The following is a 15,009-nucleotide window of genomic DNA, read 5'->3' on the forward strand; positions in this document are numbered from 1 at the left end:
GACCGCGCCGGTGCTCAGGCTCCAGCGACAGCTCGACCAGCGAGCCCACCGGCCCGCCCGCGCACAGCACCGCATCGGCCAGCTCGAACAACGCGTCCGCCCGCGCGGTCAGGCACCCGTAGAACTCCTGCCGGAACTCGGACAGATCCCCCAGCGCGGTGGCCGCGCCGACGTGGTGCACACTGTTCATCGAAGCCCTTGGTCGTGATCTTCCTTCTGTCGCAAGAAGAATGATCAACCAAGGGCTTCACCCATGACCAACCGGGCACCCACTCAGACACCCGGACCTTAAAACTCAAGCTCAGGGTTCCCCTCACGGACCTTTGCCGCTCAGGCCCGCACCGGCACCCGGGCGCGCCCGGTCAGCGCCTTGCTCCACGGCAGCCGCCGCAGCACCTCGACGATCCCGAAGGTCAGCGCGATCGTCGCCGGGTACGCCACCAGCGTCGTCCACGGCGCGCCGAACTTGTCGCCGACATACACGAACAGCGGGTCCAGCAAGGCGATCGCGATCGGGTGGGTCAGGAACACCGCGAACGACCGGTTCACCGCCCAGGACACGAACCGCCCGCCGCGCTGCCTGCTCTCCGCCCAGCGCGCGCCCGCCAGGTAGATCCCGGCGATCGCCGCGACGAACCACGGGATCAGGTAAGGGCGGAAGGCGTCCGACGCCATCTCCGGCCACTCCCCGAAGCGGACGCTCACGAAGTAGCCGGTCTCCGCGATCACGAGCCCGCCCGCCATCGCCAGCAGCACCCAGCGCGAATGCGTGCGCAGCCAGGCGTGCACCGCCTCGAAGTGCAGCGCCGCCGCGGTGCCGAGCAGCATGTAGAACTGGTACACGACGAAAGTCGCGAAGAACTGGCTCACGAAGCCGTAGCCCAGCACGGCGGGCGGGTAGCTCATGAAGATCGCCACCGCCGCCTGGATCGTGCCGGAGACCGCCAGCACCGTCCACGGACGGCGGCGGATCAGGTCGAACAGCTTGGCCAGCAACGGGAAGAGCAGGTACACCTGCAGCGTCACCAGCATGAAATACATGTGGTACCAGGCGTTTCCGGTGAGCAGGTCCAGTCCGAGCGTGCGCAGCTGCGCGCCGATCGACCCGAACGGCTGATCCGAGGTGATCAGCGAATAAACCCGGTAGATGACCGTCCACACCACGTACGGCACCGCGACCAGCGGGAACCGCTTGCGCCAGAACTTCCCGGCCAGCACCGGACGGTCCCGGTAGCCCAGCACGAGCACGAACGCGGTCAGCGCGAAGAACGCTTCGCGGGTCAGGTGCAGCGGCGTCTGGATCGCGTCGGCGACCACGTCCTGCTGGAACGTCGTGGAGCCGATCACGTGGATGAGGATGACCAGGGCGAACGTGACGACGCGGTACAAATCGAGCTGCCGCAGGTGCGGCGATCTGGCGGGCGCCGGCTCGTCGGAACGGACGAGCGGGATCTCGGTAGTGGTCATCGTTCGGCCGTGCTCCCGGGGTCGTTGGCGCTCATGGTGCCAGGCTCTCGTGCGCAGCTGTGAGCCACCCATGATCTTCCTGAGACTCGCCTGATGCCGCACGGATCGGGTGTCGGGTCAGCCACACCCGTACGGGTGAACCGATGCCACCGGACCACTCGCCCCGCTTGGAACAGGCCGTTCGTCGGGCGTTTCCGGACACTTCACCACAAAACGCCCCGGCCTGGAAATTGGTCTAGTCCACAGTATTGACTCCGGCTGTGCCCTGGTTCACATTCGAATGCGGGCCGGCCCCCGCTCCTGCAGTGATCACCCGTTGTCCGACGCTTGCCGCGCATTCCCGTGCGGCAGGCGGACTTCGCTTGTGCGAGGGAGAAACGCTTATGCCCCACCGGACCTTGAGACCGCTGGCCGTGGCCTGCGCCGCCTTGGCCGCAGTGGTCGTGGCCGGTCTCACCATCCTGGCCCGGCCCGCCCCGGCCACCGCGACGCCCGCGCCCTCCTCGGGAGGGATGCGCATCGCCTACTTCGACCAATGGAGCATCTACCAGAACGCCTACTACCTCAAGAACGTCGACAAGATCGCCGACAACATCGATTACCTGCTCTACGACTTCGAGAACATCGACCCGAGCAACCTCACCTGCTTCGAGACGACCAAGGCGACGACCCCCGACCCCGGCGGCGAGGACGACCCGAACGCGGGCGACGGCGCGGGCGACCAGTTCGCCGACTACCAGAAGTCGTTCGGCTCGGACATCAGCGTCGACGGCTCCGCCGACACCTACAACATGCCGATCGTCGGCAACTTCCACCAGCTGCAGGAACTCAAGGCACGGCACCCGAACCTGAAGGTGCTGCTGTCGCTCGGCGGCTGGACGTATTCGAAGTACTTCTCCGACGCGGCGGCGAGCGACGCCTCGCGCAAGAAGTTCGTCAGCTCCTGCATCGACATGTTCATCAAGGGCAACATCCCGAACGCGGGCGGCTTCGGCGGCCCCGGCACCGCCGCGAACATCTTCGACGGGTTCGACATCGACTGGGAGTACCCGGCGCACCCCGGCGGGCACACGGGCAACCACTACAGCCCGAACGACACCCAGAACTTCACCGCGCTGCTGGCGGAGTTCCGCAGCCAGATGGACGCACTGGGCAAGCACTACGCGCTCTCGGCCGCCCTGCCCGGCGGCCAGGACAAGATCGCGAAGATCCAGACCGACAAGATCCACCAGTACATGGACTTCGCGGACCCGATGACCTACGACATGCACGGCGCGTGGGACAAGACCGGTCCGACGAACTTCCAGGATCCGCTTTACCCGGCACCGAACGACCCGTCCCCGACCATCCCGCCGGGCACCGAGAAATACACCATCGATCAGGTGATGAAGGCTTACACACAAGGGGATCCGGCGTACGGCATCCCCGGCGGGTTCCCGGCGTCGAAGCTGACCCTGGGCATCCCGTTCTACTATCGCGGCTGGACAGGCGTGCCCGCGGGCTCGAACCACGGGCTGTACCAAACGGCCACCGGTCCGTCCGCTCCGCATCCGTTGAGCGGCAACGTTCCCGGGGTCGCGATGTACAAGGAACTCTCCGGCGTGGTCGACAATCCGTCGACGACGTTCTGGGACCCGACAACGCAATCCGCGTGGTTCTACGACGGGACGAGCTTCTACGGCGGCTCGTCGAAACAGTCGATCAAGGCGCGCACCGATTACATCCATTGCAACGGCCTCGGCGGCGCGATGATGTTCTCGCTGTATGACCTCGACCCTGATTCGACGCTGTTCCACGCCGTCGTGGACGGGCTCGCCGCGCCGACGGAGGGCTGTTCCGGCCCGCCGCCGACCACCCCGACGACGCCGACCACGCCGACCACACCCACGACCCCGACCACGCCGACGACCCCGACCACGCCCACTACGCCGACCACTCCCACGACTCCGCCGGGCGGCCAGTGCACGGCGGCGGCCTGGGACTCCGGCAAGGTCTACAACGGCGGCGCGGTCGTGTCGTACAACAACCACACCTGGACGGCGAAGTGGTGGACGCAGGGCGAACAGCCCGGCAGCGCCGACGTCTGGACGGACAACGGAGCCTGCGCGGGCGGCGGCGGTCCCACGACCGCGTGCCCGGCCGCGTGGAACACCTCCCAGTCCTACAACGCGGGCGCGGTGGTGTCCTTCAACGGCCACCGCTGGTCCGCCAAGTGGTGGACGCGAGGCGAACAGCCCGGCAGCGCCGCGGCCTGGGCTGACAACGGCGCCTGCTGACCCCGCAGCAGGCGCGTGAATGATCGGCGGCGGTACCGGATTTCCCTACCCCGAAGGGAATCCGGTGCCGCCGCCGACTCTTGTCCGCAGTGCCGAGATCCGCCCGACCGCGACGGGCGCGACAAAGTCAGCGGCGGTACCGGATTCCCCCACCCTCGAAGGGAATCCAGTGCCGCCGCTGACTCTTGTGCGGGAGGCGGAAAGTCTCTCGTTCAGTTCCCCGCAGCGGCCACGCCCGGCGCGATCGCCTGCGCGTTGCCCGCGATGCCGTAACGACCGGAACCGCCGTTGAGCTGTTCCTGCAGCGCCAGAATCGTCGCGACCCGGCCCGCCGCCGAATCCGCGTTGTCCACAGTGGACAGGATCGACGTCGCCGAGGTGTCCGCGCGCACCACGCCGATCGGACCGGCGCCCTCGGCCGAACCCGGGTCGCCGGCAAGCACCGTGCCCGCGCCGGAACGGTCCATCTGCGCCGCGAACCGCGCGATCGTCGCCGCCCGGTCCCCCGCGCCGTCGCCGGTCTCCTGGGCTCCGGTCAGCACGATCGCGAGCTGCGCGGGCTGCACGCCCTGGCTCGGCTTCACGAAGCCGCCGTCGGTCAGTCCGCCGAGCGCGGCGGCGAGTTCGTCGCCGCTCGACTGCGGTTTCGCGCTCGCCTTGTCCAGCAGCAGCGTCGAACCGAGCAGCGCGCCGGCGAGCGTGCCGGAGTCGCCCGCGGTCGGGAACTTCGCCCCGGCCGGCTGCAGCCGCGTGACGACGTCGCGCAGCTGGTCGGCCTTCGCCGGGTCGGTGAACGCGTTGGTGAGCTGCAATTCGCCGGTCACCGAGGCACCGGACTGGCCCACGAGCTTCTTGAGCGCGTCGCGGTCGGCCGGGCGCGCGTCCTGCGTGGTGACGATGACGACGCTGCGCTTGTCGAGCGCGCCCGCGACGACCTTGGGGCCCATCGTCCCGGCGAACGCGTCCGCGTCGGAGAGCCGCGCCTTGAGCGCGTTACGCTGCGCCTCGAGGTCGGACACCTGCGTGCCGAGGTCTTTCTTCTGGTCCGCGAGCCCGGACAGCAGCGAACCGTTGAGCGCGGTCGAGCCCAGCACCACGCCGACGGCCAGCGCCAGGAAGCACGCGGTGATGGAAACGATGTGGTACCGCAGGGAAATCACGTGAAGAGACCCTTCACCCAGGCGACGAACGTGGACCAGGTGTGCTGGATCCACTCGAGGTAGACGGAGCCGACGTCGGAGACCAGCAGCGCGGCCACGACGACGACGATGGCGGCGAGGACGAGCAGGGCGACCGCGCCGAGCGACACCCGGCTGCGGTGCAGCGTCGCGACGGCCTTGCCGTCGACCAGCTTGGTGCCGAGCTTGAGCCGCGTGAGGAACGTGGACGGGTTCGACCCGGACCGGCCGTGGTCGAGGAATTCCCGCAGCGTGGCCTGGAACCCGACGGTGACGACGAGGCTCGCGCCGTGCGCGTCGGCCAGCAGCAGGGCGAGGTCCTCGGCGTTGCCCGTCGCGGGGAAGGTGACCGCGCCGATCCCGAGGTCCTGGATCCGCTCGACGCCCGGGGCGTGCCCGTCCGGCTGCGCGGGGACGACGACCTCGCCGCCGCTGCGCAGCGTCGCGGTGCCGATCCCGGTCGGGTCGCCGACCATGACGTCCGGCTGGTAGCCCTGCGCGCGCAGGGTGTCCGCGCCGGCGTCGACGCCGACCAGCACCGGACGGTGCTCGCCGATGTACTTCTTGAGCTTCTTGAGGTCCTCGGCGTGCCCGTTCCCCGCGGCGACGACCAGCACGTGCCGGTCGCGCACCGGGACCTTCAGCTCCGGCACGCCGACGCCGTCGAGGATCAGCGTCCGCTCGCGGCGGAGGAACTCGATCGTGTTGGCGGAGAAGGCTTCCAGCTGGGTGGACATCCCGGCCTTGGCCTCGATCATCTGGTCGGCGACGCTTTCCGGGGTCTGCTCGACCCCGGTCGCCAGCTGCCGCTCCCCCAGGTAGACCGCGCCCTCGTGCACGCGCAGCTTCGTGCCGTCCTTGACGGTGCGCAGCAGTTCGCCGCCGACCGAGTCGATCAGCGGGATGCCCGCCGCCACCAGGATTTCCGGGCCGAGGTTGGGGAACCGGCCGGAGATCGACGGGGAGGCGTTGACCACCGCGGCGACCTCGGCGGCGACCAGCGCGTCGGCGGTGGCCCGGTCGAGGTCGAGCTGGTCGAGCACGACGATGTCGCCCGCGCTGACCCGGCGCAGCAACTCCCGCGTGCGCCGGTCGACCCGCGCGACACCGATGACGCCGGGAAGGGCTTCGTGGTTCCGCGCGAGAAGACCAGTGAGCTTCATGTGGCTGATGGTGACAAATTTGTGCGTGGGTACGGAGCCGACGCGCCGAAGCGGACATGACTCGTTGTGGTGAGCCATGTCGCGCGGAATGCGGAGCCGGGGTTAACTGTGCGGTCCGCTGGCTCCGAAATCGAGGGTGGACCAGGGACTGGCGGGATCGTTCAGCAGCCGGTGGCGGACCCGGGCGGCCGAAACGTACTCCGGCCCGAACTCCTCGCCGTCGAGCGCGAGCAGCCTGCCCAGCACGTAACCGGTGGCCAGTTCCGCCCACGATTCGTGGTAGCGGCGGGCGATCGCGCCCGCCTCCAGCACCATCAATTCCGCGGTGAGCGCGTCGCAGTACCCGACCGCGAGACCCCAGCGCGCCAGTTCGACCGCGCGGCCGACGTCCCAGCCGATGATGCTGTCCACCACGCCGTCCGGAGCGAGCAGGCCGTCGGCGCGGAATCGCTGTTCGTACCGCACGATCCGGCGCACCGCGTCGACGAGCGGCCCGGCTTGGTCCTCGGCGTCGTTTTCGGCGCACCATTCCCGGACCACTTCGACCCAGCCGTACACGTCCAGCGCCAGCCCGCTGCGGGCGCGCAGCACGAGCACGAGGTTTCCGGTGGTGAGCTGGTAGGAATCGCCGAGCAGCCGGTCCATCGCGGCCCGCCAGCTGGCCGCGTCCGCGACGCCCCACCAGTCGCGCAGGCCGCGGACCTCGGCGACGTAATCGTGGTAGCGCGCGTCGAGGACGTTCCACGGTTCGGCCGACAGCACCGCCTGGTGCGCGCCGCACGCGAGCGCGTGCGCGACCGGACCGTCGAGAAGCCCGTACCTGGCCGTGTAAAGCCGCTCGACCTGCTGCTCCACCGCGGTGACCCGGTGCGGGTTCGCGTCGACCCACGGCAGCACGGCGTTCGCGCCCACCCGCCATTCGGCGAGCGTGCCGCGGTTGAACACAACCTGTTCGCCGTGGCCGAGACCGTGCGTGGCCCAGTCGAGATCCCCGCTGAGAAACACCACATCGGTGCCGAAATCCGGCAGCGCGCCGCGGGTGAACACCTGCAGCGACGGTTCGCCGCCGTGCGCGCAGCAGGCTTTCGCGGGCGACCAGGTCCGCTCCCGCGCGAGCCGCTCCGCCTCGTCCCGGTGGATCGGCACGAAGAGCTCCTCGTCGCCGAGGAGTTCGAGGAAGCGGTCGAGATCGTCCTCCCGCCGCGCGCGGGCGAGTTCGGCTTCGACGTCGGCCAGCGTGGCCCAGGTCATGGAATCCGCCTCAGCCCTTCTTCGCGCGCTTGCGCTTCGCGCCGGTGTTCTTCGCCTTGTCTTTCTCCGCGGTGGCAAGCAATTCCTCGGCGTGCGCGCGGCCGGTCTCGGTGCCGTCCATGCCCGCGAGCATCCGCGCCAGCTCGCGCACCCGGTCGCCCTGGTCGAGCGTCTTCACGCCGCTGCGCGTGACGCCGCCGCTGGTTCCCTTGTCCACCACCAGATGCTGATCAGCGAACGCGGCGACCTGCGGAAGGTGCGTGACCACCAGAACCTGGTGCGTGCGCGCGAGCCGCGCCAGCCGCCGTCCGATCTCCACCGCGGCCCGGCCGCCGACCCCGGCGTCGACCTCGTCGAACACCAGCGTCTGCACGGTGTCCGCGTGCGCCAGCACCACCTCGATCGCGAGCATCACGCGCGACAGCTCACCGCCCGAGGCGGCCTTGTGCACCGGCAGCGGCGGCGCGCCGTTGTGCGCCCGCAGCAGCAGTTCCACCTCGTCGACGCCGTCCGGGCCCGCGTGCACCGCGTGTCCGTCGATCGCGAGCGCCTGCCGGTCGCCGTGCTCGGCCGGACGCTGTTCGACGGTGATCTCCAGCTCCGCCTGGCCCATCGCGAGACCGGACAGTTCCTTGGTGATCGCCGTCGCGAGCTCGGCGGCCGCCTTGCCGCGCGCGGCGGAAACCTCGGTGGCGTGCGCGACCAGCTGCACAGCCAGCTCGTCGCGGCGTAACGCCAACCCGGCCAATGCCTCCTCGGAGGTGTCCATCGACTCGAGCCGGCGCCGCGCGTCCTCGGCCCACGCCAGCACTCCGTCGACATCGGCGGCGTACTTGCGGGTGAGCCGTTTGAGATCGGCCTGGCGCGCGAGCACCTTCTCCAGCAGCGCCGGGTCCGCGTCCAGATTCTCGACGTAGCTGCCCAGCTCCGCGCCGACGTCGCTCAGCAGCGTGGAAGCTTCCTCCAGCCGCGGCACGAGGTCGCGCAGCGCGGAATCCTCCGCCGAGGCGAGCCTTCGCACCGCTTCGCCGATCAGGCCGAGCGCGCCCGGTGCGTCCGGGTCGCCGTCCTGCGCGCCGGACACCGCCGCGTGCGATTCGGTGGCCATCGCGCGGAGTTCGTCGACCGCGGCCAGGCGCTTGATCTGCTCGGTGAGCTCGACGTCCTCGCCCGGTTCGGGCGCGACCGCGTCGATCTCGTTCAGCCCGTGTTTCAGCAGGTCCGCCTGCTGCGCCATCTCGCGGGAGCGGTTGGAGCGCTCGCTCAGCTCGGTGAGCACGGCCAGCCATTCCTCGCGGACCTGGCGGTACCGCGCGAGCGGCCCGCCGACGTCCTCGCCGGCGAACCGGTCGATCACCGCGCGCTGCTCGGCCGGGCGCAGCAGCCGCAGCTGGTCGTTCTGCCCGTGCACGGCGATCACCTGCTCGGACAGCTCGGCCAGCACCCCGACCGGCACCGACCGGCCGCCGAGGTGCGCCCGCGAGCGCCCGTCGGCCGCGACGGTGCGCAGCGCGATGACGCTGCCGTCCTCGTCGACGTCGGCCCCCGAATCGGTGACGATGCGGGCGGCCGCGTCGTCCTTGCCCACGGTGAACCGGCCCTCGACGAATGCCTTCAGCATCCCGTTCCGGACCTTCGACGCCTCGGCCCGTCCGCCCGAAAGCAGATGCAGCCCGGTGACGACCATGGTTTTGCCCGCACCCGTCTCACCGGTGACCACGGTGAAGCCCGCGTGCAGTTCCAGCAGGGCTTCCTCGATGACTCCGAGGCCCTGGATGCGCATCTCGGCCAGCACGACGCATACGGTAGCGGCCCGCACCGACGTTCTGTGCGCCCGAGGTCCGCTAACTCTTCTTTTCGCTGGTCGAACACTTGTGCGGGCGCGTCGCGAATCAGCTGCCCGGACGCTCCCCGCCGCGCCGGTCGCGCCAGCTGCGCACCGGCAGGCCGAACTTGTACACCAGCCGGTCGGTGAACACGCCGTCCCACAGCCGCACCAGCCGGACCGGCTGCCTGCCGCACACCACGCGCACCGAAGCGCCCGGCGCCAAGTCGAACGATCGCAGCCCGTCGCAGGTCAGCGCGGCTTTCGGACCGGTCGGGTCGATGCCGACGGTGATCACCGACCCGGGCGACACGACCAGCGGCCGGGAAAACATCGCGTGCGCGTTGCTCGGCACCACCAGCAGCGCCTCGACGTCCGGCCACAGCACCGGCCCGCCCGCGGAGAAGGCGTACGCGGTGGAGCCGGTCGGCGTCGCGCACAGGACGCCGTCGCAGCCGAAGGACGACACCGGACGGCCGTCGACCTCGATCAGCGCGTCGAGCACCCGCTCGCGGCTGAACTTCTCGACGCTGGCCTCGTTGAGCGCCCAGGTGCGGTAGATCTCCGCGCCGTCGGCGGTGACCGTGACGTCGACCGTCATCCGGTCCTCTACGTGGTACTCGCGGTCGACCACGCGCTGCACGGCGTCGGCGAGCGCGTCCGAATCGGCCTCGGCCAGGAAGCCGACGCGGCCGAGGTTGACGCCGAGCACCGGCACCTCGGCCGGGCGGGCGAGTTCCGCCGCGCGCAGCAGGGTTCCGTCGCCGCCGAGCACGAACACGAGCTCGGCCCCCTCGGCCGGATTGTGCTCGGGCGCGACCACGGTGCACGGCTTGGCCATGCAGCCGTCCGGGTCGATCAGCCGGAGAACGTCCTCGTCGAGCACGCGAAGCCGGATCCCGGCCTTCGCGAATCGCTGGGACACCTCGCGGGCGGCCTCCCGGGTGGTGTCCCGGTCGGGGTGCACCACGAGGAGCACTTCACGGTCGGCGGTCACTGAGGTCCTTCCTGGACTGCGGCGCGAACGAGCCGCTCGGCATCGCCGATGTCGTCGATGCCGCTGTCTTCCGGCCCCGTTTTGCGGAGCCACACGAAGTATTCGACGTTCCCGGACGGCCCGGGCAACGGGCTCGCGACGACCCCGCGCAGCGACAGGCCGAGCTTCGCGGCTTCGGCGAGCACGCCCAGCACGGATTCGACGCGCAGTTCGGGATCGCGGACCACGCCGCCGCTGCCGAGCCGGTCCTTGCCGACCTCGAACTGCGGTTTGACCATCGGCACGAGATCCGCGCCGTCGCGGGCGCAGGCGGCGAGCGCGGGCAGCACGAGCTTGAGCGAGATGAAGGAAAGGTCGCCGACGACGAGGTCGACCTGGCCGCCGAGGACATCCGGTGTCAGATTGCGGACGTTCGTGCGGTCGAGGACCACGACGCGATCGTCGGTCTGCAGCTTCCACACGAGAAGCCCGCGCCCGACGTCCGCGGCGATGACCTTGTCCGCGCCGCCCCGCAGCAAGACATCCGTGAAGCCGCCAGTGGATGCGCCCGCGTCGAGACAGCGGCGGCCCTCGACGGTCAGCCCTTCCGGACCGAAACGGTCAAGCGCGCCAAGGAGTTTGTGCGCGCCGCGCGACGCCCAGCCCGGGTCGTCCTCGTCCTTCACGACGATCGGCGCGTCGTTTTCCACGCCGGTGGCGGGTTTCGTCGCGACCATGCCGCGCACGGTGACCTTGCCGCCGGTGATCAGCACGGAGGCTTGTTCGCGGGAGCGGGCGAGTCCGCGCCGCACGAGTTCCGCGTCGAGCCTGGCCCGTTTGGCCACGCCGGTCAGACCTTGTCGATGCTGGACAGGGCCACGGTCAGCTCGGTGTGCACGGCCTCGAAGCGGTCCACGTGCTCGGCGGGCGGCAGCGTGTCGAGGTCGTCGAGCCCGGCGACGGCCTCGTCGATGCCCGCCCGCGGGTCGGTCTGCTGCGGGCCGGGTCCGGGGATCGGCGGGGGTCCGGGAACCGGCCGCGGAACGTTCGGGTGCACAGGCCCAAACTACCAGTCAGGCGAGCCCCAGCCCGGTCACTGCCGCCGCGGCCGCGTCGCCTTCCGCGCGCACCTGGGTCGCCCCGGTCCGCCACGCCGAATCGCACAGCGCGCGCAGCAGGTCGAGCTTGTCCCCTTCGCCGCGCACGGTCAGCACGTCGTTTTCGCCGATTTCCCAGCCGGACCGCTTTCCGACGCGCAATTCGTCCGCCGGCCGCGCGAGCGCGGTGAGATCCGCACCCAGATGAGTAGGCCGTTCCGCCGGAATCGCGGTGAGCAGCGTCGCCGGAGTCGCGATCCCGGTGAGGACGCACAGCGAGTCGAGACCCGCCGCGACCGCACCCGCGATGTCGGTGTCGAGCCGATCCCCGACCACCAGCGGACGCTTCGCCTTCGCCGAGCGCGCAGCCGTCTCGAACAGCAACGGCTCCGGTTTCCCGGCGACCACCGGTTCCGCGCCGGTGGCGATCTTCAGCGCGCCGACCATGGATCCGTTGCCCGGCATCAGCCCGCGCTCGGTCGGCAGCGTGGTGTCGGTGTTCGTGGCGACCCACAGCCCGCCCGCCCGGATCACGATGCTCGCCTCGGCGAGGTCCGCCCATCCGGTCTCCGGCGAATGTCCTTGCACCACCGCGGAAACGTCGTCGCCCGCGGTCCGCACGGGCTCGAGCCCCACCGCGGTGATCTGGTCGCCGAGCGAGGCCGTGCCGACGATGAGCACCTTCGCCCCGGCGGGCAGCCGGTCCCGCAGGAGCGCGGCTGCCGCCTGAGCGCTCGTGTGCACCTCGTCGGTGTCCGCGGTGATGCCGAGGTCCCGGAGGTGCTCGGCAACCGCGGACGGGGCCTTTGACGCGTTGTTGGTCACGAACCGGACCGCCGTGCCCTGCTCGCGCACGGCGGCCACGGTTTCCGCGGCCCCGTCGATCACCTGCGGCCCGTGGTACACGGTGCCGTCGAGATCGAACAGCAGCGCGTCGTAGGCCACGTCAGTCATCCGACCCGGTCGGCTCGCCTGACTCGGCCGGCTCCGCTGCCTCGGCCGACTCGGCTGGCTCCTTCGGCGCGTTCGCCTCGTTCGATTCGTTCGCGAGATCCGCGGCGCGCTCGGCGGCGTCGGTCTCGTCCTCGGCGTCGGCCTCAGCGGCGTTCAGGAACCACTGCACGGCCTCTTCCTTGCGCCCGGCGGCCTCGAGGTTGTCGGCGTAGGCGTAGAACAGGCGCGCGCTCCACGGGTCGCGCTTGGCCGCCGCGAGGTCCGGCCCCTGCAGGGACACGACCGCCGCGTCCAGCTGCCCGAGGTCGCGCCGCGCACCCGCCGCGACGATCGCCAGCTCGACCTGGGTCGCCTTGGTGAGCCGTTCCTTGTCGGTCTCCTTGGCGAGGTCCAGAGCGCGCTCCGGACGGCCCAGCGCGCGCTCGGCGTCCGCGATGATCGCGATGTGCTCGTCGCTGCGCGTCATCCGCCGGACGGCGCGCAGTTCGGACAGCGCTTCCTGCCAGTTGCCCGCGTGGTAGGCGACCAGCCCGAGCCCTTCGCGCACGATCGGCACCCGCGACGCCTTCGTCTTCGCGTACCGGGCGTGCTCGAGCGCGGCCTCCGGGTCGCTGTCGACGAGCCCGCCGGCGGCGACCAGGTGCTTCCCGACGGTCTCGGCGAGCCCCTTCGGCAGGGTCCGCAGCTCACGGCGGACTTCCTCGTCGAGGTCGGAGAACTCGATGTCCTCGGGCAGTTCCGGCGCTTCGAGCAGCTCGCGCGCCAGAGCGGCGTCCTGCTCCTCGACGGTCACCGGCCGCTTGGTGCGGGGACGGTCGTCCCTGCGGTCGCGACGGTCACGGCTGTCGCGGTCTCCCCGGCTGTCCCGGCCGCCGCGGTCGCTGCGGTTGTCGCGCTCCCGACGGTCCTGCCGCGCGCCCCGGTCTTCGCTGGTCTCGCGTCGCTCCTGGCCTTCAGCGACCTCGGCACGCTCGACGCGCTCCGCCGCACCCGACGCGACGTCAGCGCCGCCCGAGCCCGCAGTCACCTCGTCGACCACCGCGGATTCCTCGACCGCGGCCGACGCGGTCTCCTCGACCTCGTCCCGCCGCCCCCGGAAGCCGTCGTCCTGACGGTCCTTCCGGAAACCACTGTCACGCTGATCCTTGCGGAACCCGCCGGAGTCGCCGTCGCGATCGCGCCGGAACCCGCCCGGACGGTCGCCGCCAGGCCGCTTGCCGCCGGACCGGTCGTCACGACGGAAGCCGCCGGAACGGTCATCCCGCCGGTCGCCCCGGTAACCGCCCTCGTCACGCCGCTCAGTGCGGAACCCGCCGGAACGTTCGTCCCGCCGGTTGTCGCGGTCGTTGCGGAACCCGCCCGAGCGGTCATCCCGACGGTCACCGCGGTGACCGCCTTCGTCGCGCCGCTCGCCGCGGAAGCCGCCCGGCCGGTCGTCCCGCCGGTTGTCGCGGAACCCGCCGGAGCGATCGTCCCGGCGATCCCCGCCGCGGTAACCGCCCTCGTCGCGCCGATCGCCGCGGAAGCCGCCCGAACGGTTGTCCCGGCGGTCGTCGCGGTCATTGCGGTCGCTACGGAACCCGCGGTCGTCGCGCCGCTCTCCCCGGTTCCCGCCGGTGCGATCGTCGCGGAATCCACCGGAAGTCCGGTTCCCGCCACGGAATCCGCCCTCACGCGGACCGCGGTCGTCCCGGTCCCGGTACCCGCCGGGCTTGCCGCCGCGGTCGTCGCGGAATCCGCCAGGCTTGCTGCCCCGGTCGTCGCGATAACTGCCGCGGTTGTCGCGATCGCCCGGCTTGCCGCCGCGGTTGTCGCGATCGCCGTAGCCACCGCGCCGGTCGTTGTCGCGGAATCCGCCGGACCCGCGCCGATCGTCGCGGAAACCGCCGCCCTGGGAGTCCTTGCCGCGGTATCCGCCCTGCCCGCGCCGGTCGTCGCCGCCCGAGTAACCGCCACGGCGGTCGTCGCCACCGCGCCGGTCGTCGTTCCAGCGCCCGCCGGACCGCTCGCCGTAAGAGGATTTGCCCTGCGGCCGCCCGCGGTCGCCGTAGGAGGATTTCCCTTCCGGTCGGCCCGAACGGTCACCGTAAGACTTGCCGGGCCCGCCGGACCGCTCGCCGTACGAGGAGCGCCCCTCGGAACGGTTGCCGTAGGACGAGCGTCCTTCCGGACGCCCGGAGCGGTCGCCGTAGGAAGACTTGCCACCGGGTCCGCCGGAACGGTCGCCGTAGGATTTGCCCTGCGGACGGTCGAACTCGCGCTTGCCGCGGGGGCGGAAGTCGCGGTCGTCGTCGCGTTTGCCGGCGTATCCGCCGCGCTGTTCGCGCGGACCGTCGCCTTGGCCGGGGCGGCCGGCGAAGCCGCCGGAACCGCGTGCGCCGCGGTCGTCCCGACGGGGCCGGCCCTGGTGGGCGTTGTCCCGTCCGCCGCGGTCCTGCCGCGCGCCGCGCCGGTCTCCCCGGGGCGCGTCGGACCTGCCGCCGCGGGAGTCCTGGTCGCGGCGTCCCGACCGACCGGACCCCTCATCCGCTGAGTCTCGTCGACCGAACTCGGACACCTGGCCTCCTGCCATAGACAACTCTGGAATTCTGAGGACGGCCCCCGGTACGAGGGCCAATTGACTATCCTACGGGCCCGTTCGGAGCAACCTCGCGCGGGCGGACCTGCGGCCGGCCCGCGCCCTGCTCGAGCGGACGCGAACATGAGTCTGGGCCCCGGGAGAACCGCGTGGGTTCTCGGACCGGGGCCCAGACTTCTCTCAAAGTAAGTTCGGCGGTGTCCTACTCTCCCACAACCCTTCGGTTGCAGTACCATCGGCGCAG

11 protein-coding genes and 1 pseudogene are annotated in these 15,009 nt (G+C 71.0%); 1 reads left to right on the plus strand and 11 read right to left on the minus strand.

All coding sequences use genetic code 11. The features are described from left to right. Both ACFORO_RS07460 and ACFORO_RS07465 read right to left on the minus strand, forming a co-directional pair. Window positions 1-190: pseudogene (locus ACFORO_RS07460) on the minus strand (NF041680 family putative transposase); the annotation flags it as partial. 140 nt (window positions 191-330) lie between these two features. Further along, a complete protein-coding gene (locus tag ACFORO_RS07465; protein WP_377874457.1) occupies window positions 331-1,467 on the minus strand; it encodes an acyltransferase in 1,137 nt (378 codons plus the stop codon). Between the two features lie 383 nt (window positions 1,468-1,850). Between ACFORO_RS07465 and ACFORO_RS07470 the strand changes: the two genes are divergently transcribed. Further along, entirely contained in the window at window positions 1,851-3,743 is a 1,893-nt protein-coding gene (locus ACFORO_RS07470; protein WP_377874459.1) for a glycosyl hydrolase family 18 protein, read from the plus strand. A 212-nt stretch (window positions 3,744-3,955) separates the two neighbouring features. On the opposite strand, the gene ACFORO_RS07475 is transcribed toward ACFORO_RS07470, so the two are convergent. The 9 genes from ACFORO_RS07475 to ACFORO_RS07515 all read right to left on the minus strand — a co-directional run bounded on the left by ACFORO_RS07475 (window position 3,956) and on the right by ACFORO_RS07515 (window position 14,744). Next, on the minus strand, window positions 3,956-4,903 hold the full coding sequence (locus tag ACFORO_RS07475) for a copper transporter (RefSeq protein ID WP_377874461.1): 948 nt from the start codon (window positions 4,901-4,903) through the stop codon (window positions 3,956-3,958). Further along, the gene (steA, locus tag ACFORO_RS07480; protein ID WP_354745798.1) at window positions 4,900-6,084 is read right to left on the minus strand and encodes a putative cytokinetic ring protein SteA; all 1,185 of its coding nucleotides are present in this window, start codon (window positions 6,082-6,084) and stop codon (window positions 4,900-4,902) included. The genes ACFORO_RS07475 and steA overlap by 4 nt, the downstream gene beginning before the upstream one ends. Window positions 6,085-6,186: 102 nt before the next feature. Further along, window positions 6,187-7,335 carry a DUF1266 domain-containing protein gene (locus ACFORO_RS07485; protein ID WP_377874463.1) on the minus strand — a complete coding sequence of 383 codons (1,149 nt, stop codon included), beginning with the start codon at window positions 7,333-7,335 and terminating at the stop codon, window positions 6,187-6,189. A 10-nt stretch (window positions 7,336-7,345) separates the two neighbouring features. After that, entirely contained in the window at window positions 7,346-9,130 is a 1,785-nt protein-coding gene (gene recN / locus ACFORO_RS07490) for a DNA repair protein RecN (RefSeq protein ID WP_377874465.1), read from the minus strand. A 97-nt stretch (window positions 9,131-9,227) separates the two neighbouring features. Beyond that, window positions 9,228-10,157: an NAD kinase gene (locus tag ACFORO_RS07495; protein WP_377874467.1), complete on the minus strand. Its 930-nt coding sequence runs from the start codon at window positions 10,155-10,157 to the stop codon at window positions 9,228-9,230. Continuing rightward, window positions 10,154-10,981 carry a TlyA family RNA methyltransferase gene (locus ACFORO_RS07500; protein ID WP_354745791.1) on the minus strand — a complete coding sequence of 276 codons (828 nt, stop codon included), beginning with the start codon at window positions 10,979-10,981 and terminating at the stop codon, window positions 10,154-10,156. Before ACFORO_RS07500 ends, ACFORO_RS07495 begins: the two co-directional genes overlap by 4 nt. A 5-nt stretch (window positions 10,982-10,986) precedes the next feature. After that, entirely contained in the window at window positions 10,987-11,193 is a 207-nt protein-coding gene (locus ACFORO_RS07505) for a hypothetical protein (RefSeq protein ID WP_009079580.1), read from the minus strand. A gap of 16 nt (window positions 11,194-11,209) precedes the next feature. Continuing rightward, the gene (locus tag ACFORO_RS07510) at window positions 11,210-12,187 is read right to left on the minus strand and encodes an HAD-IIA family hydrolase (RefSeq protein ID WP_377874470.1); all 978 of its coding nucleotides are present in this window, start codon (window positions 12,185-12,187) and stop codon (window positions 11,210-11,212) included. After that, a complete protein-coding gene (locus tag ACFORO_RS07515) occupies window positions 12,180-14,744 on the minus strand; it encodes a hypothetical protein (RefSeq protein ID WP_377896503.1) in 2,565 nt (854 codons plus the stop codon). The genes ACFORO_RS07510 and ACFORO_RS07515 overlap by 8 nt, the downstream gene beginning before the upstream one ends. Window positions 14,745-15,009: the final 265 nt, after the last annotated feature.

The organism is Amycolatopsis halotolerans, from assembly GCF_042647905.1.
GTDB lineage: Bacteria > Actinomycetota > Actinomycetes > Mycobacteriales > Pseudonocardiaceae > Amycolatopsis > Amycolatopsis halotolerans.

Coding starts and splice junctions, on each gene's coding strand:
- ACFORO_RS07465 (WP_377874457.1), bottom strand. CDS start 1,467: ATGACCACTACCGAGATCCCGCTCGTCCGTTCCGACGAGCCGGCGCCC.
- ACFORO_RS07470 (WP_377874459.1), top strand. CDS start 1,851: ATGCCCCACCGGACCTTGAGACCGCTGGCCGTGGCCTGCGCCGCCTTG.
- steA (WP_354745798.1), bottom strand. CDS start 6,084: ATGAAGCTCACTGGTCTTCTCGCGCGGAACCACGAAGCCCTTCCCGGC.
- ACFORO_RS07485 (WP_377874463.1), bottom strand. CDS start 7,335: ATGACCTGGGCCACGCTGGCCGACGTCGAAGCCGAACTCGCCCGCGCG.
- ACFORO_RS07510 (WP_377874470.1), bottom strand. CDS start 12,187: ATGACTGACGTGGCCTACGACGCGCTGCTGTTCGATCTCGACGGCACC.